Annotated in this window: 17 protein-coding genes; 10 read left to right on the top strand and 7 right to left on the bottom strand. The window is 71.5% G+C overall.

Going from position 1 to position 15,806, the window contains the following annotated elements; translation table 11 throughout:
- Positions 1–150: 150 nt before the first annotated feature.
- Positions 151–1,338: an alpha/beta hydrolase gene (locus tag JW613_RS10725; RefSeq protein ID WP_209210525.1), complete on the top strand. Its 1,188-nt coding sequence runs from the start codon at positions 151–153 to the stop codon at positions 1,336–1,338.
- A complete protein-coding gene (locus JW613_RS10720; RefSeq protein WP_245225320.1) occupies positions 1,328–2,668 on the top strand; it encodes an acyltransferase family protein in 1,341 nt (446 codons plus the stop codon). The genes JW613_RS10725 and JW613_RS10720 overlap by 11 nt, the downstream gene beginning before the upstream one ends.
- On the opposite strand, the gene JW613_RS10715 is transcribed toward JW613_RS10720, so the two are convergent.
- Positions 2,647–3,177, bottom strand: a complete 531-nt coding sequence (locus JW613_RS10715; protein WP_099880482.1) for a MerR family transcriptional regulator — start codon at positions 3,175–3,177, stop codon at positions 2,647–2,649. The genes JW613_RS10720 and JW613_RS10715 overlap by 22 nt on opposite strands.
- A gap of 78 nt (positions 3,178–3,255) precedes the next feature.
- Between JW613_RS10715 and JW613_RS10710 the strand changes: the two genes are divergently transcribed.
- Positions 3,256–4,071 (top strand): serine hydrolase domain-containing protein, encoded by an 816-nt coding sequence (locus JW613_RS10710; protein WP_209210523.1) that lies wholly within the window; start codon positions 3,256–3,258, stop codon positions 4,069–4,071.
- 14 nt (positions 4,072–4,085) lie between these two features.
- Here JW613_RS10710 and JW613_RS10705 read toward each other — a convergent pair whose 3' ends face one another.
- Complete coding sequence (locus JW613_RS10705; RefSeq protein ID WP_209210521.1) at positions 4,086–4,763, bottom strand: pirin family protein; 678 nt, start codon at positions 4,761–4,763, stop codon at positions 4,086–4,088.
- A 115-nt stretch (positions 4,764–4,878) separates the two neighbouring features.
- On the opposite strand from JW613_RS10705, the gene JW613_RS10700 reads away from it, so the two are divergent.
- The 5 genes from JW613_RS10700 (at position 4,879) to JW613_RS10680 (ending at position 9,836) form a co-directional block, all read left to right on the top strand.
- Positions 4,879–6,066 carry a PucR family transcriptional regulator gene (locus JW613_RS10700; protein ID WP_099880489.1) on the top strand — a complete coding sequence of 396 codons (1,188 nt, stop codon included), beginning with the start codon at positions 4,879–4,881 and terminating at the stop codon, positions 6,064–6,066.
- 100 nt (positions 6,067–6,166) lie between these two features.
- Positions 6,167–7,114 carry an ACP S-malonyltransferase gene (locus JW613_RS10695; protein WP_209210519.1) on the top strand — a complete coding sequence of 316 codons (948 nt, stop codon included), beginning with the start codon at positions 6,167–6,169 and terminating at the stop codon, positions 7,112–7,114.
- Positions 7,115–7,136: 22 nt separating this feature from the next.
- On the top strand, positions 7,137–8,171 hold the full coding sequence (locus JW613_RS10690) for a ketoacyl-ACP synthase III (protein WP_209210518.1): 1,035 nt from the start codon (positions 7,137–7,139) through the stop codon (positions 8,169–8,171).
- Positions 8,172–8,242: 71 nt separating this feature from the next.
- The gene (locus JW613_RS10685; protein WP_099880496.1) at positions 8,243–8,491 is read left to right on the top strand and encodes an acyl carrier protein; all 249 of its coding nucleotides are present in this window, start codon (positions 8,243–8,245) and stop codon (positions 8,489–8,491) included.
- A 79-nt stretch (positions 8,492–8,570) separates the two neighbouring features.
- Positions 8,571–9,836, top strand: a complete 1,266-nt coding sequence (locus JW613_RS10680) for a beta-ketoacyl-[acyl-carrier-protein] synthase family protein (RefSeq protein WP_209210516.1) — start codon at positions 8,571–8,573, stop codon at positions 9,834–9,836.
- 129 nt (positions 9,837–9,965) lie between these two features.
- Here JW613_RS10680 and JW613_RS10675 read toward each other — a convergent pair whose 3' ends face one another.
- Positions 9,966–10,982: an NAD(P)-dependent oxidoreductase gene (locus JW613_RS10675; protein WP_280635141.1), complete on the bottom strand. Its 1,017-nt coding sequence runs from the start codon at positions 10,980–10,982 to the stop codon at positions 9,966–9,968.
- Positions 10,979–11,473 (bottom strand): DUF3145 domain-containing protein, encoded by a 495-nt coding sequence (locus tag JW613_RS10670; RefSeq protein ID WP_099880502.1) that lies wholly within the window; start codon positions 11,471–11,473, stop codon positions 10,979–10,981. Before JW613_RS10670 ends, JW613_RS10675 begins: the two co-directional genes overlap by 4 nt.
- Positions 11,474–11,795: 322 nt before the next feature.
- Between JW613_RS10670 and JW613_RS10665 the strand changes: the two genes are divergently transcribed.
- The gene (locus JW613_RS10665; RefSeq protein WP_209210512.1) at positions 11,796–12,764 is read left to right on the top strand and encodes an SGNH/GDSL hydrolase family protein; all 969 of its coding nucleotides are present in this window, start codon (positions 11,796–11,798) and stop codon (positions 12,762–12,764) included.
- A 202-nt stretch (positions 12,765–12,966) separates the two neighbouring features.
- Here the strand turns inward: JW613_RS10665 and JW613_RS10660 are convergent, their stop codons facing one another.
- Positions 12,967–13,395, bottom strand: a complete 429-nt coding sequence (locus tag JW613_RS10660; protein ID WP_099880504.1) for an organic hydroperoxide resistance protein — start codon at positions 13,393–13,395, stop codon at positions 12,967–12,969.
- Between the two features lie 119 nt (positions 13,396–13,514).
- On the bottom strand, positions 13,515–14,564 hold the full coding sequence (locus JW613_RS10655) for an NADP-dependent oxidoreductase (RefSeq protein ID WP_209210511.1): 1,050 nt from the start codon (positions 14,562–14,564) through the stop codon (positions 13,515–13,517).
- An 88-nt stretch (positions 14,565–14,652) separates the two neighbouring features.
- On the opposite strand from JW613_RS10655, the gene JW613_RS10650 reads away from it, so the two are divergent.
- Positions 14,653–15,096 (top strand): MarR family winged helix-turn-helix transcriptional regulator, encoded by a 444-nt coding sequence (locus JW613_RS10650; protein ID WP_209210509.1) that lies wholly within the window; start codon positions 14,653–14,655, stop codon positions 15,094–15,096.
- On the opposite strand, the gene JW613_RS10645 is transcribed toward JW613_RS10650, so the two are convergent.
- Complete coding sequence (locus JW613_RS10645; protein WP_209210507.1) at positions 15,065–15,718, bottom strand: TetR/AcrR family transcriptional regulator; 654 nt, start codon at positions 15,716–15,718, stop codon at positions 15,065–15,067. The two genes, JW613_RS10650 and JW613_RS10645, sit on opposite strands and share 32 nt — an antisense overlap.
- Positions 15,719–15,806 lie beyond the last annotated feature (88 nt).

Genomic DNA, 15,806 nt, shown 5'->3' with positions numbered 1-15,806 from the left:
GCCTGACCTCCCTGCTCTCCTCCACCCCCTACCCCGGTAGCACCCGGCGATTGGCTCCGCGGTGTGACGCCCCGCGTACGGCCGGGATCGCACTCTCCCTCTGCCGCCGCCGGAGACTCCGGGCGGGCGGCGGGAGGAGGGACACCACGTATGAAGCGCCGCCGCAAGCGCGCACTGCTCGCTGCCCCGCTCATGGCGGCCGTCTTCGCCGCGACAGCGGGCGTCACCAGTGCGACGGAGCAGACCCCGGTCACCGGCCCCCCGCCGGGCGCCGCCGCCTGGCGCGCCGACCATGCGCTGGGGCGCACGCTGCCGGACCCCGCAACCGCGAGCCCCGAACGGGTCGCCGCGTTCTTCGCGGGCTTGGACGAGAGCGAGCGGCAGGGGCTGGTGCGGCGCCATGCGCTGACGGTGGGGAATCTGGACGGCGCCCCCCTGGAAGTCCGATACCAGGCGAACCGGGTGGCGCTCAAGGAGGAGCGGCGGGTGCAGTTGGCGCGGGCGCGGGATGCCGGTCTGACGCCGGAGGACCACCGGGAGGCCGGCAGGAAGGCCGAACGGTACGCCGAACTGCTCGCTCCCGGGCGGCAGATCCTCGCCTTCGATCCGCGCGGCCGAGGACAGGTGGCCGAGGTCTACGGGGACCTGGCGCACACCACCCGCACCGCTGTCGTCGTCCCCGGTTCCGACATCGACCTGGCCGGCTATGACGGCGGCGGCGAGAACCGGTACGGGAAGCCCGCCGGAATGGCCACCGCGCTGCTCCGGCGGATGAGCGAACGGGCGCCGCACGCCCGCGTCGCGGTCGTCGCCTGGGTCGGCTACACCACACCTGTGGGCCTCGGCCCGGACGCCGCCACCGGACGGCTCGCCAAGGCGGGCGCACCGCGGCTGGTGCGCTTCCTGGACGGGCTGGCGCAGACCGGGGTGCCCGCTCCCGCCGTGCTGTGCCACAGCTACGGCTCGGTCGTGTGCGGCCGGGCGGCATCCCGGCTCGACAGGTCCGAAGCCGCCGACCTGATCGTCTTCGGCTCCCCCGGGATGCGCACCGGCTCGGTGGCCGCACTGCACACCCGGGTGCCGGTGTGGGCGGCGCGCGCCGCCGCGGACTGGATCGGCCGCGTACCCAACGTCGAGGTGCTGGGGCTGGGCCACGGCGCCGACCCGACGAGCGCCCGGTTCGGTGCCCGCGTCGTCACCGCGAACGAGGCCGACGGACACAGCGGCTATCTGGAGCCGGGCACCGACTCGCTCGACAACTTCGCCTCCATCGCGCTGCGCGCCTACGGCTCGGTGGAGTGCGCTCCCACCTCCCAGGAGTGCGCCCATGCCCACTGAGACGCAGCCGATGCACCCCCGCACGCACCAGACCACCGGTACGCAACAGACCACCGGTACGCGGCTGCCCGGGGCGACCAGGCTCCGCCGCCCCACCGCTCCGGGCCGCCGCTCCCTGCGGTACAAGGTGCGGGCCGCCGTCCGGGCCGTCGAGGAGCGCACTCCCCCGCACCGCGACCGGGCCGTGGACGGGCTGCGTGCGCTGGCGCTGCTCGCCGTTCCGCTGGGGCACTGGATGCTGGGCGGGTTCACCCGCGGACCGCAGGGCGCCCTGCACAACGCGAGCCCGCTCGCCACACTGGGTTTCTTCGCGCCACTGAGCTGGATGCTGCAGCTGCTGGGCATCTTCTTCCTGGTGGGCGGCTGCGCCTCGGTGCTGTCGCTGCAGCGCGCGACCGCACGCGGGCAGCCGGCCGGGCACTGGCTGCGCGGCCGGCTGGTGCGACTGGGCCGTCCCGTGCTGGGCGTCACCGCCGTGTGGGCAGCGCTGCTGCCGGTGCTGGCGCTGTGTGGCGTGCCCGAGACGACGCTGCGGACCGGGGCCGTGCTGGTGGTGCAGCCACTGTGGTTCGTCGCCGTCTACGCGGGCGTCACCGCGCTGACGCCGTACTGCGTGCGTGTGGCGAGGCGGTGGGGAGCGTGGAGTGCTGTTCCACTGCTGACAGTGGTCGCGGTGGTGGACCTTCTGCGATACGGGCCGTTCGCGCAGCAGGTGCCTTCCTGGACAGGGCTGGTCAATCTGCTGCCGGGCTGGCTGTTCGGCTATCAACTCGGTGTCTGCTGGGGCGCGGGCAGGCTGCGCCGCAAGGCTGCTGCCGTGCTGTGCGCGGGTGGCGGGGTGCTGTTCGCCGTGCTGCTGGTCGTCTTCGACTATCCGGCGTCCATGGTGGGTGTTCCCGGGCAGTCGCGTACCAACTCGCATCCCCCGTCACTGCTCGTGCTGGCGCTCGCGTCCGTGCAGTGCGGTGCCGCCGTCCTGTTGCGCGAGCGGATCGGTCACGCGCTGCGCCGCCCGGCGCTGTGGGCACCTGTGGTGGCGATCAATCTGTCGGCGATGACGATTCTTTGCTGGCACCAGACGGCGATGCTGGCCGCGGCCGTGCCCGGCGCTGCACTGGGTACGGTGCCCGGTCTGACGACGGCCCCCGACTCGCTGGGCTGGGTGCTCGCCCGGCTGGCGTGGCTGCCCGTGTTCGCCGTGTCGCTGGTGGCGATCGGCAGTGTCACCCGCCGGTTCGAGACGCCGTGGCGCGGGGCCGGGCGGGGTGCGCGGGCGGTGGCCGGTGCGCTGGCCGCCGCGTTCGCGCTCTACGCGTTCGCGGTGGTGTGAGCTGCGGCATCCCGGGCGGCGGGGGGCGTGACGGCGCGGGTCGCCGGCAGTTCTCCGGTCTTCCGTGAGTAGTGGTCGATCTTGTAGTCGAGCACGGCGAGGGTGTCGTGCAATTCCGCGATCCGTGCGAGCACGTCCTTGCGGGTGGTCTCCAGCAGCGCCTGGCGTTCCGCGACCGTCGTCTCGCCCTGGCGCACCATCTCGGCGTAGCGCACCATGTCCGCGACGGGCATGCCGGTCAGCCGCAGTTTGCCGACGAACTCCAGCCAGTCCAGGTCGCGATTGGAGAAGCGCCGCTGTCCGGTGTGGGATCGGTCGACATGCGGCATGAGGCCGATCCGCTCGTACCAGCGCAGGGTGTGCGCGCTCAGGCCGCTGAACGCGGCCACCTCGCTGATGGTGTACCTGTCCTGGCCGTCCGGCCTGCGGAGGGCGTCACTGCCGGCGGCGCACTGCGCCGGCAGTTCGGGCTCCGAGGTGCGTGGTCTCTCGGTCTGCGTCACGGTCACAAGTGAACGCTACGGAGTTGGAGTGCGCTCAAAGCAAGGGCAAAATCAGCGGCAAATCGTGACCGTTAGGCTCGTTCCATGGACAGCCTGCGGATGATCGAGACCTGGCCGGTGCCCACAGCGGCGGCGGCCGTCGTACGTGCCGACGGCACGGTGGCCGGGACGCACGGTCCGGCCGCGCAGCGCTTCGCGCTGGCCTCCGTCACCAAGCTGCTGACCGCCTACGCGGCGCTGATGGCGCTGGAGGAAGGCGCCGTGGAGCTGGACGAGCCGGCCGGCCCCGAGGGGTCAACGGTGCGGCATCTGCTGGCGCACACCTCCGGACTCGCCTTCGACGAGCACCGTTCGATGGCCGAGCCCGGTACCCGCAGGATCTACTCGAACGCGGGCTTCGAGGTCTTGGCCGACCATCTCGCCAAGGCGACCGAGATGCCCTTTCCGCAGTACCTGCGCGAAGGGGTGCTCGATCCGCTGGGCATGGCCGCCACCGAGCTGGAGGGCTCGGCCGCCAAGGACGCCGTCTCGACGGCGGCGGACCTGATCCGGTTCGCCGCCGAGCTCCAGTCCCCCGCGCTGCTGGACCCCTCGACGGTGCGGGAGGCGACCTCGGTGGTCTTCCCGGGGGTCAGCGGGGTGCTGCCCGGATACGGCCACCAGAAGCCGAACGACTGGGGCCTGGGCTTCGAGATCCGCGGCGGCAAGTCCCCGCACTGGACGGGGGAGACCTCCTCGTCCGGCACCTTCGGGCACTTCGGCCAGTCGGGGACGTTCCTGTGGGTCGACCCGCAGGCGGGCGCCGCCTGTGTGGCGCTCACCGATCGCGCTTTCGGCCCGTGGGCCGTGGAGGCGTGGACGCCGTTCACCGACGCGGTCCTGGCCGAACTGCGCCAGTGACCGCCCGGCGGGGCTCAGCCGTAGACGGGCTCCGCGTGCATCTCCCACAGCAGCACTTCGGCACCGCCCTCGGCACGCAGCTCCCGGCCGCCCCGCTCGTCGGTCAGCCGCGCTGCGTCGCCCTGGTGCAGCGTCGTACCGTCCAGCAGTGCCCTGCCGCGCGCCACATGGAGGTAGACGAAAGCGGCGTCCGGCACCGCTGTACGTGCGCCGTCGGCCAGTCGCCGCACGTGCAGCACGGCTTCCGTGCGCGGCAGTGCGAAGGGGGTGTTGTCCGCGATACCGCGGACGATCTCGTACTCGGGCTCCGTGCCGAACGTGCCCGGCACCAGCCACATCTGGACGAAGCGCAGCGGGGCGTCCCCCGCGTTGCGCTCGGTGTGCCGTACGCCGCTGCCCGCGCCGAGCCGCTGCACGTCCCCGGGGCGTACGACGGTGGCGTGCCCGGCCGAGTCGCGGTGCTCCAGTTCGCCTTCGACGACCCAGGTGACGATCTCCACATCGCGGTGCGGGTGCTCCTCGAATCCGGCGCCCGGCGCGAGGCGCTCCTCGTTGCAGGCCACCAGCAGTCCGAAACCGACGTTGTCGGGGTCGTAGAAGCCGGAGAACGAGAAGGCGTGCCGGGTGTCGATCCCGGCCTGCTGGTCGCCGCCCCGGTACCGGTCCTCGGCCCGCCACACCACCTGTGCCATGCGCTCCACGGTAGCCCCGGCCGGGTGCGCCGCCGGCGGCCCGGCCCGGGTCCCCCGTACGGGGCCCGTCAGCCCCCGCGCCCGAAGAGGGCATCCGGTAAGGCAGGCTTGTCCCGTGCCCGAAGCCACAGATCCACCACCCCAGCATCCACACCTGGCCACCCTGCGCCGTCTGGAGCAGTCCTCCGGCAAACTCGCCGCCGCCGCCATCGCGCGCATGGACGAGCAGCTGCCCTGGTACCGCGCGATGCCGCCGGAGAACCGTTCCTGGATCGGCCTGGTCGCCCAGGCGGGCATCGCGGCCTTCACCGAGTGGTTCCGGCATCCGGAGACGCCGCAGGCGATCAGCACGGACGTGTTCGGCACCGCGCCGCGCGAGCTGACACGGGCGATCACGCTGCGGCAGACCGTGGAGATGGTGCGGACGACGATCGAGGTCGTCGAGGCGGCCATCGACGAGGTGGCGGCGCCCGGCGACGAGGCGGTGCTGCGGGAGGCGCTGCTGGTGTACGCGCGGGAGATCGCCTTCGCCACCGCGCAGGTGTACGCGCAGGCCGCCGAGGCGCGTGGCGCGTGGGACGCCCGGCTGGAGTCGCTGGTGGTCAACGCGGTGCTCTCCGGTGAGGCGGACGAGGGTGCCGTCTCCCGTGCCGCCGCGCTGGGCTGGAACTCCCCCGAGCATGTGGCCGTCGTGCTGGGCACCGCCCCGGACGGTGACAACGAGCTGACGGTGGAGGCGATCCGCCGCGCCTCCCGGCACGCCAAACTGCAGGTGCTCACCGGGGTGCTCGGCAGTCGGCTGGTGGTCATCGCGGGCGGTTCCAACGATCCGCTGAAGGCGGCCAAGTCGCTGATCGGCCCGTTCGCGGCGGGACCGGTGGTGGCCGGTCCTGTGGTGGGCGATCTGCTGGCGGCCACTCGCTCGGCACAGGCCGCGATGGCGGGGCTGAAGGCGTGCGCAGCCTGGCCGGACGCCCCTCGCCCGGTGCTGGCCGACGATCTGCTCCCCGAGCGTGCGATGGCGGGCGACCCGGCCGCGCGGGAGCTGTTGGTGGAGGAGATCTACAGACCGCTGGAGGAGGCCGGGTCGGCGCTGCTGGAGACCCTCAGCGTCTATCTGGAACAGGCGAGTAGCCTGGAGGGTGCCGCGCGGATGCTGTTCGTGCACCCCAACACCGTCCGCTACCGGCTGCGACGTGTGACGGACGTCACCGGTTGGTCGCCTTCGGATGTGCGTTCCGCTTTTACGCTGCGTATCGCGCTGATCCTGGGGCGTCTCGCCGACTTCTCGGGTCAGCCGTAAGCTGACGGGCGTCTTTTGTCGAGGGTCCACAATTCCCCTCACTGTTCTTCGTCTCGGTCCCCACCGGCCGAGACCCCGGCACACAGGAGAGAGTGAAAGAGTGCTCGTACTCGTCGCTCCCGGCCAAGGCGCCCAGAAGCCTGGCCTGCTGACCCCCTGGCTCGAACTCCCCGGAGTCGCCGACCGGCTCGCCCAGTGGTCGGCCGCCATCGATCTGGACCTGGTGCACTACGGCACCGAGGCGGACGCCGACGCGATCCGTGACACGGCCGTGGCCCAGCCGCTGCTGGTGGCCACCAGCCTGCTGTCCGCCTACGAACTGCTGGAGGGCGAGCCCACGCAGGACGCGCCCGGCCGGGCCGCCGCCGTCGGCGCGTTCGCCGGCCACAGCGTGGGCGAGCTGGCCGCCGCGGCGCTGACCGGTGTGCTCACCCCGCTGGAGGCGCTGCGCATCGTCCGTGCCCGGGGCACGGCGATGGCCGAGGCCGCCGCCGTGACCGAGACGGGGATGTCCGCCGTGCTGGGCGGCGACCCGGAGGTCGTCACCGGCCATCTGGACAAGCTCGGCCTGACCCCCGCGAACATGAACGGCGCGGGCCAGATCGTGGCCGCCGGTACCGCCGAACAGCTCGCCGGGCTGTCGGAGGACCGCCCCGAGAAGGCCCGGGTGGTGCCGCTGAAGGTTGCCGGTGCCTTCCACACCGAGCACATGGCGAGCGCGCTGCCCGCCATGGAGGCGGCCGTCGAGGGCGTCGCGCCCGGCGCCCCGCTCACCCGGTACGTCTCCAACTTCGACGGCCAGGTCGTGGAATCGGGCCCGGAGGTCGTCCGCCGCCTGGTGAACCAGATCTCGGCTCCGGTGCGCTGGGATCTGTGCATGGAGACCTTCCAGCAGCTGGGCGCCACGGCGCTGATCGAGCTGTGCCCCGGCGGCACCCTGACCGGCCTGGCCAAGCGCGCCCTGCCGGACGTACGGACGCTGGCGCTGAAGTCGCCCGACGACCTCGCCGCGGCACGGGACCTCGTCGCCGCTCACACGTCCGCCTGACCTCCAAGGAGCCCCGAGAAGCATGACCGCGAAGATCAAGCCCGCGCAGGGCTCGCCGTATGCGCGCATTCTCGGCGTCGGCGGATACCGACCGACCCGCGTCGTACCGAACGAGGAGATCCTCAAGCACATCGACTCCTCCGACGAGTGGATCCGCTCCCGTTCGGGCATCGCCACCCGGCACTGGGCGAACGAGGAGGAGACGGTCGCCGAGATGACCCTGGAGGCCGCGGGCAAGGCCGTGGCCGGCGCCGGGATCACCCCCGACCAGGTGGGCGCGGTCATCATCTCGACCGTCTCGCACTTCAAGCAGACCCCCGCGGTCGCCACGGAGATCGCCGACCGGATGGGCGCCGGCAAGGCGGCGGCCTTCGACATCAACGCGGGCTGCGCGGGCTTCGGCTACGGCCTCACCCTCGCCAAGGGTCTGGTCGTCGAGGGCAGCGCAGAGTACGTGCTGGTGGTCGGCGCCGAGCGGCTGTCGGACCTGACGGATCTGACCGACCGCTCCACGGCGTTCCTGTTCGGCGACGGCGCCGGTGCCGTCATCGTCGGGCCGTCCGACGAGCCCGGCATCGGACCGTCGATCTGGGGTTCGGAGGGCGACAAGCGGGACGTCATCTCGCAGACCATCCCCTGGAACGACTTCCGGGTGGGCGACGTCGCCCAGCTGCCGGTGGCCGAGGACGGGGCGGTGAAGTTCCCCGCACTGCGTCAGGAGGGCCAGACGGTCTTCCGCTGGGCGGTCTTCGAGATGGCCAAGGTCGCCCAGCAGGCCCTGGACGCGGCCGGAATAACGGCCGAAGACCTGGACGTCTTCATCCCGCACCAGGCGAACATGCGGATCATCGACTCGATGGTGAAGACCCTCAAACTGCCCGAACACGTCACGGTCGCCCGTGATGTGGAGACCACGGGCAACACCTCGGCTGCCTCCATCCCACTGGCGATGGAGCGGCTGCTGGCGACGGGGAAGGCGAAGAGCGGCGATACCGCCCTCGTCATCGGCTTCGGGGCGGGTCTCGTCTACGCCGCCACTGTCGTTACCCTCCCCTAGTCAAGATCCAAGCAGCCCCGTACGACAGGGTCGGGCGCTGCGGACTCACCGCTATACGAAGGAGCGCCGCAATGGCCGCCACTCAGGAAGAGATCGTCTCGGGCCTCGCCGAGATCGTGAACGAGATCGCCGGTATCCCGACCGAGGACGTCCAGCTGGAGAAGTCCTTCACGGACGACCTGGACGTGGACTCGCTGTCCATGGTCGAGGTTGTCGTCGCCGCCGAGGAGCGCTTCGGCGTCAAGATCCCGGACGACGACGTCAAGAACCTCAAGACCGTCGGCGACGCGACCGAGTACATCCTCAAGCACCAGAGCTGAGACATCCGTTGACGCGTTTGTCGCCACCCGGCGTATGGGTGGCTCAAACGAGTCACCCCCTACCGTGGAGAGAATTCCAGTGAACGCGACCAATGACTCCGTGGTCGTCACCGGTATCGGCGCAACCACACCGCTGGGTGGCGACAGCGCATCGACCTGGGAAGGGCTCGTCGCCGGGCGCTCGGGCGCCGCACTCCTCAACGAGGAGTGGGCCGCCGACATGCCGGTACGCATCGCGGCGCGGGCCGCGGTCGAGCCGGGGGAGATCATTCCCCGCCCCCAGGCCAGGCGACTGGACCGCTCGGCGCAGTTCGCGCTGATCGCGGCCCGGGAGGCGTGGGCCGACGCGGGCTTCAGCGCCCGGGCCGGTGAGGACGCCTCCGTCAACCCGGACCGGCTCGGTGCCGTCGTGGCGTCCGGTATCGGCGGCGTCACCACGCTGCTGGACCAGTACGACGTGCTGCGCGAGAAGGGCGTCCGCCGGGTCTCGCCGCACACGGTGCCGATGCTGATGCCGAACGGCCCCTCGGCCAACGTCGGCCTCGAGGTCAACGCCAGGGCCGGGGTGCACACCCCGGTCAGCGCCTGTGCCTCCGGTTCCGAGGCGGTGGGGTACGCGATCGAGATGATCCGCACCGGCCGCGCCGACATCGTCGTCGCCGGTGGCACCGAGGCGGCCATCCACCCGCTGCCGATCGCCGCGTTCGGCAACATGATGGCGATGTCCAAGAACAACGAGGACCCGCAGGGCGCCTCCCGCCCCTTCGACGTGGACCGCAACGGGTTCGTGCTGGGCGAGGGCGCCGGGGTGATCGTGCTGGAGTCCGCCGAGCACGCCAGGCGGCGCGGGGCGCGGATCTACGCCGAGGCGGTGGGCCAGGGCATCTCCGCCGACAGCCACGACATCGTGCAGCCGGAGCCCTCGGGCAACGGCATCGCGCACGCGCTGCAGAATCTGGCCTCCCGGACCGATCTGGACCCGGCCGAGATCATGCACATCAACGCGCACGCCACCTCCACCCCGCAGGGTGACCTGGCGGAGCTGAAGGCGCTGCGCAAGGTGTTCGGCGACGACGTGGAGCACATGGGCATCTCGGCGACCAAGTCGATGACCGGCCATCTGCTGGGTGGCGCCGGTGGTGTCGAGACGGTGGCCACGCTGCTGGCGCTGCACCACCGCACGGCTCCGCCGTCCATCAACATCGACAACCTCGACCCGGAGGCCGACGGCGACATCGTGCGCGACACCGCACGGGAGCTGCCGGGCGAGGGCCGTATCGCCGCGCTGAACAACTCCTTCGGTTTCGGTGGTCACAACGTGGTGCTGGCATTCCGCACGATGTGATTCCGGTCAGGTGCTGGTAAGGGGCGGCCTCCATTGGAGGCCGCCCCTTACTTGTGCACCGGGATGGCGGGTACCGGGATGACAGGTGCGCTCGTGACCCTGGGTGCGCTGCTTGGCTTGCGTGCGCTGCTATGCGGAGCCCCGGGCGTCGCCTCTGCCGTAGTCGGAGGTCTCGTAGCTGGCGAAGAACGAGGCCGCCGCATCGTCCCGGCCGTGCCCCTGCGCCTCGGCGCGCCGCAGCCGCTCGGCCATCGCCGGGGTGGCGTCGAGCCGCACCCCGGCGTCCCGTGCCGCACGGGTGATGAGCTCGGCGTCCTTGCGTGCGCCGGAGAGCGGGAAGCTGGCCTCGTAGGCGCCCTCCAGGATCAGCTTGGCCTTCGCCTGCAGATAGGGCGCGTCCAGTGGGCCGCCGGCGACGGCGCCGAGGAAGTCGTCGGCTTCGACGCCGAGCCCTTCGGCGAGGGCGAGTGTCTCGGCGGTGCCGTTGATGAGGGTGAGCACCCAGTTGTTGACCACCAGCTTGAGGCGGCTGGCGGCGCCGGGCTCGTCGCCGAGCCACAGGGTCTTCGCGCCGATGGCGTCGAGTACGGGGGCGACCCGCTCGCGTACGAGTGGGCTGCCGGAGCCACCGGACACCAGCACGGTCAGCTCTCCCGCCTCGGCGGGCGCCTTGGTGCCCAGTACGGGCGCGTCCAGCAGCCGCAGCCCGTGCGCCTGGGCGAACTCGGCCAGCGGCGCGAGCCCGTCCGGCCCGACGGTGCTGGCCTGGACCCATACGGTGCCCTCTGCCAGGCCCGGCGCCGCGGCACCCATGGCCGCCAGCACGGCGGGACCGTCGTGGAGGGAGGTCAGCACAGTGCCGGCACCGCGTACGGCCTCGGCCGCCTCGTCCATGACGGTGACGCCGTGGCCGGCCAGCGGCTCGGCCCTGGCGCGGGTGCGGTTCCAGGCGCGGACCGAAAGCCCGGCGGCGGAGAGATTGCGGGCCATGGCGGCCCCGATGGTGCCGGTTCCGAGCACTGCGACCGAGTTTTCGTCAAGCATGCGGGAACGGTAGGCGTTCGAGCGCCCTCGAAGGCAAGCGGCACGCGGCGCGGCAGACCTCGGCCGGTGCCCGACGACCTGGTCCCCGAGACCTGGTCTCAGACGACCTGGTGCAGCCAGCGGACGGGCGCGCCCTCTCCGGCGTAGCGGAAGGGCTCCAGCTCGTCGTCCCAGGGCTTGCCCAGCAGCTTGGAGATCTCGGCCTCCAACTCGCTCTCGCCGCGCCCCGCGCGGGCGACGGCGGCCCGCAGCCGGTCCTCCGGAATGAGGATGTCACCGTGCATGCCGGTGACCGCGTGGAAGATGCCGAGGTCGGGTGTGGAGCTGTACCGCTCGCCCTCCGCCGTCGCGCACGGCTCGGCAGTCACCTCGAAGCGGAGCAGATGCCAGCCGCGCAGCGCGGAGGCGAGCTTGGAGGCGGTGCCCGGATCGCCCTGCCAGGAGAACTCGGCACGCCAGGTGCCGGGCGAGGCGGGCTGTCTGATCCAGTCGAGGTTGACGCGAGCGCCCAGCACGCCCGCGACGGCCCACTCGACGTGCGGGCACAGGGCGCGGGGCGCCGAGTGGACGTACAGAACTCCACGTGTCGTCACCGGGACCTCCAGTGCGCTCCGAGGGTCGCCACCGGGCGGCCTCGATCACCTACCGGTCACGCGCCGGAAAAGCGCCTGACATTTTTGCACCACCGGTCACTTCCCTACAGCTCCCGAGGTTACGAATAGTAAACACCATTGCGCCCAATTCTCCCCGAAAGGGACAGGAAGTGACGCGAGGTAATATTTACCAGTCGCTGTGCCGATCGGCTCAGCCACGCACCGGCCACGGCACAAACACCGACCACGGCACAAGCTATCGCGCGGCGGCGCACGGTGGGTGACGTACCGTCGGTCGGGCACGGGTGAAACAGGGGGTCGGATGACGGAGAGCCACGAGCCGGGGAACGCACGTCCAGCGCGTCCGCGCCCCGGCGCGCCGAAACGGTCCCGCACCGTCGCGATCTGCGCTTTCATCCTGATGACCGTAGCGGGCCTGATCCTCGCCGTGGCGTGTGGCGGCTCCTCGGGTGGAGGCGACAAGCGCGGCGAGCAGCGCGCCGAAGGCTCCTCACGCCCCCACCCCGAACCCAGCCCACGGCGGATCTGGGACCGCAGCCCGGACTCGCTGGCAGCGGTCGGCGACTCCATCACCCGCGGGTTCGACGCCTGTTCCCTGCTCGCCGACTGCACCAAGGTGTCGTGGGCCACCGGCACGGCAGCCGGTGTCGACAGCCTGGCGCGGCGGCTGCTGAGCGACCCGAAGAAGGAGAGCTGGAACTACGCGGCCAGCGGCGCGGTCATGGCCGACCTGCCGGAGCAGATGCGCAAGGCCGCGGCCCACAAGCCGGACATGGTGACCGTCATGAGCGGAGCCAACGACGCCTGCCGCCCCACGGTCGGGCAGATGACGTCCGTCGAGCAGTTCCGTGCCGACTTCCGTGCGGGGCTGCAGGCACTGCGCAGCGAAGCACCCAAGACGCAGGTGTACGTCTCCAGCGTCCCCAACCTCAAGCGGCTGTGGCGGGAGGGCAGGAAGAACCCGATAGGGCAGCGGGTGTGGGGGCTGGGCATCTGCCAGTCGATGCTCAAGGACCCGCAGTCGACGGACGCGGCCGACCAGGAGCGGCGGCAGGAGGTCCACGACCGGGTGATTGCCTACAACACCGTGCTCAAGACGGAGTGCGCCAAGGATCTGCGCTGCCGCTACGACAACGGGGCGGTCTTCAACTACCGCTTCACGGGGGCCGAGCTGAGCAACTGGGACTGGTTCCATCCCAGCAAGGAGGGCCAGCGCAGCCTCGCGGAACTGGCATACGGGCAGATCACCGCACGGCGCTCCGCCGACTAGCGCCTCCACGGGGGACTCGGGCACCGCACGGGGCCGAAGCCGCTGCCTTGGGGCCACCTGGAGCGGAACCCGGGTACGGAGGCCGGGGCCGGGTGCCGGGTACCGGACCCAGGGCACCGGAACTCCGGGCACCGGCGGCCGGGGCCCGGAGCCCGGGCCGCGGAGCGCGCCCACGCTGCGGCGCCCGCGGCCCGGGGCCGCGTCAGGCGACCTGCAGTGTGACCTCGATGTTTCCGCGCGTGGCGTTGGAGTACGGGCAGACCTGGTGGGCCTTCTCCAGCAGCTCCTTGGCCGTGGCCTCGTCCACGTTCGGAATCCGGGCCCGCAGGGCGACGGTGAGACCGAAGCCGCCCTCCGGCGTGTTGCCTATGCCGACCTCGGCGGTGACGGTCGAGCCGGATATGTCGGCGCCCTCCTTGCGGGCCACCACGCCGAGCGCACCCTGGAAGCAGGCGCTGTACCCCGCGGCGAAGAGCTGCTCGGGGTTGGTGCCCGCCCCGCTGCCGCCCATCGCCTTGGGCGGGTTGACGACGACGTCGAGCTGGCCGTCGTCGCTTGCCACGCGGCCGTCACGGCCGTTCTCAGCGGTGGCGACGGCGGTGTACTTGACGTCGATCGGCTGTATTGCCATGGATGTCCTCCTGTTGATGGCACGACCGGGGGAACTCGCGCCCGTGCTCCCGCCGGTACGTGCACCAGCGTATGTGTTCGACCCGGAGGCGGGGCAGGGAGCCCGGTCGAGACCGCGGCTCAGTCGTCGAGAGTGACGATCATCTTCCCCACGTTCTCGCCGCGCAGCAGGCCCAGGAAGGCGTCCAGGGCGTTGTCGATGCCCTCGACCACGGTCTCCCGGTACTTCAGCTCGCCCGAGCGCACCCAGGGGGCCACTTCCTCGACGAACTTCGGCTGGAGGTCGTAGTGGTCCATGACCAGGAGCCCTTCCATCCGGAAGCGCTTGGCGATGATCTGGGCCAGATTGCGCGGGGCCGGGGTCGGCTCGGTGGCGTTGTACTGGGAGATCATTCCGCACACGGCGATGCGGCCGTGCAGATTCATGGCGGCGATGGCGGCTTCCAGGTGGTCACCGCCGACGTTGTCGAAGTAGACGTCGATACCGCTCGGCGCCGCCTCCTTCAGCTGCTCGGCGACCGGGCCGTTCTTGTAGTTGAAGGCCGCGTCGAAGCCGTACTCGTCGGTCAGCACCTTGACCTTCTCGTCGGAGCCGGCCGAACCGATCACCCTGGAGGCGCCCTTCAGCCGGGCGAGCTGTCCGACTTCGCTGCCGACCGCGCCGGCCGCCCCGGAGACGAACACCGCGTCGCCGGGTTTGAAGTCGGCCACCCTCAGCAGGCCGGCGTAGGCGGTCAGGCCCGGCATGCCCAGCACTCCGAGGTAGGTGGACAGCGGGGCCGCCTCGGCGTCGACCTTGGTGGCGTACTTGGCCCGCAGCGTGGCGTACTCCCGCCAGCCCAGGTCGTGCAGCACATGGTCGCCGGGCGCGAATCCGGGGTCCTCCGAGGCGAGGACGACACCGATGGCGCCGCCGGTCATGGGCTCGTTGAGCTTGAACGGCTCCACATACGACTTCGCCGCGCTCATCCTGCCGCGCATGTACGGGTCCACGGACAGGTGGATGTTCCGCACCAGGATCTGTCCCTCGGCCGGGGCCCGGACCGGCTCCTCCCGGAGGGCGAAGCCGTCCGGGGTCGGCCAGCCCTGCGGCCGCTCGGTCAGATGCCAGGCCCGTCCGGTGGCCGGGATCCGGTTCTCGGCGGAGTCGGGGGATACGGATGAGGTCACGTTGTCGCCTCCTGGAATTGCTTCAGGTACTGAAACAACCATGCTCCTGGATATTTCATGTTGTCAAGCATTGCGCTAGGCTGGTCGTATGGCAGCAGCAGAGAGTCGCGCCCCGGATGCGCTCACCGTCGAGGTGGCCGAGCTGATCGGCACGGTGGTCGCGCGCTATCACGAGGAGTACGAGCTGGCCGCTGCCGAGCACGCGCTGACCGGCGCCCAGGCCCGGGTCCTCGCCCTGCTGGCGCGGGAGCCCGCACCGATGCGGCAGCTCGCCCGCCACCTCAAGTGCGAGCCCTCGAACGTGACGGGCATAGTCGACCGCCTGGAGTCGCGCGGCCTGGTCGAGCGCAGACCCGATCCCGCCGACCGCCGCGTCAAGATCGCGGCCGCCACCGAGGAGGGACGGGCGACAGCGGCCCGGCTGCGCGGCGAGCTGGATTTCGCCGGGGAACCCCTCCAGGGGCTCACCCTCGCCGAGCGAAGGCTCCTGCGCGATCTGCTCAAGCGGATGCTGGGCGAGCCCCCGCACTGAGCCCCGCCACCAGCAGGTCGAGGCCCGCCCGGAACTCCTCGGCGCGGTCCCCCCGGGCCGAGGCCGTGGCGATCTCCACCACCCGCGGATAGCGCTCGGCCGGGAGCGTCCGCCCGCGCTGAATCACCTCGTCGGCCGTACCGCCCGCCGGGCTGAAGGCCTGGGCTCCGGCCTCGCCCTGCGCGAAGCCGATGATGAACCCGACCACCAGCCGGAAGGCCACCAGCAGCTCCCGGCCCGATCTGCCGCTCCTGGCCAGCGCCTCCAGCATCCGCTCCCCGAACTCCAGGGTCGGTTCGTCCGTCGTACGGCGCGCCACGATCAGCGGCACGACCTGGGGGTGCCTGCGGATGGTGGTCCAGTACGACTCCGCGAGCGTGCGGACCTCCTCGCGCCAGTCGGCCGCGGGCCGGGGCGGATACGCGGCGTGCCGGACGACGGCTTCGATGACCAGCGACTCCAGCTCGTCGCGCCCGTCCACATAGTTGTAGAGCGTCATCGGACCCGTACCCAGCCGGGCCGCCAGTGCCCGCATCGAGAGGGCGTCCAGCCCCTTCTCGTCGGCCAACTCAAGTGCCGCCGAGGCGAGTTGATCCCTGCTGAACTTCTTCGGTGCGGGCACCGGACATCCGCCTTTCCGCCGATCCTCCCGGGATCACGCTCGGGGGTCGGGCCTTGACCCACGTACGGCGTACGTGTTGCACTGACAA

It is taken from the genome of Streptomyces smyrnaeus (assembly GCF_017676345.1).
GTDB lineage: Bacteria > Actinomycetota > Actinomycetes > Streptomycetales > Streptomycetaceae > Streptomyces > Streptomyces smyrnaeus.
Note: the sequence above shows the minus strand (reverse complement) of the source record. Positions and strands in the feature narration are given on the sequence as shown.

Coding starts and splice junctions, on each gene's coding strand:
- JW613_RS10690 (WP_209210518.1), top strand. CDS start 7,137: ATGACCGCGAAGATCAAGCCCGCGCAGGGCTCGCCGTATGCGCGCATT.
- JW613_RS10685 (WP_099880496.1), top strand. CDS start 8,243: ATGGCCGCCACTCAGGAAGAGATCGTCTCGGGCCTCGCCGAGATCGTG.
- JW613_RS10705 (WP_209210521.1), bottom strand. CDS start 4,763: ATGGCACAGGTGGTGTGGCGGGCCGAGGACCGGTACCGGGGCGGCGAC.
- JW613_RS10710 (WP_209210523.1), top strand. CDS start 3,256: ATGGACAGCCTGCGGATGATCGAGACCTGGCCGGTGCCCACAGCGGCG.
- JW613_RS10725 (WP_209210525.1), top strand. CDS start 151: ATGAAGCGCCGCCGCAAGCGCGCACTGCTCGCTGCCCCGCTCATGGCG.
- JW613_RS10650 (WP_209210509.1), top strand. CDS start 14,653: ATGGCAGCAGCAGAGAGTCGCGCCCCGGATGCGCTCACCGTCGAGGTG.
- JW613_RS10720 (WP_245225320.1), top strand. CDS start 1,328: ATGCCCACTGAGACGCAGCCGATGCACCCCCGCACGCACCAGACCACC.
- JW613_RS10665 (WP_209210512.1), top strand. CDS start 11,796: ATGACGGAGAGCCACGAGCCGGGGAACGCACGTCCAGCGCGTCCGCGC.
- JW613_RS10660 (WP_099880504.1), bottom strand. CDS start 13,395: ATGGCAATACAGCCGATCGACGTCAAGTACACCGCCGTCGCCACCGCT.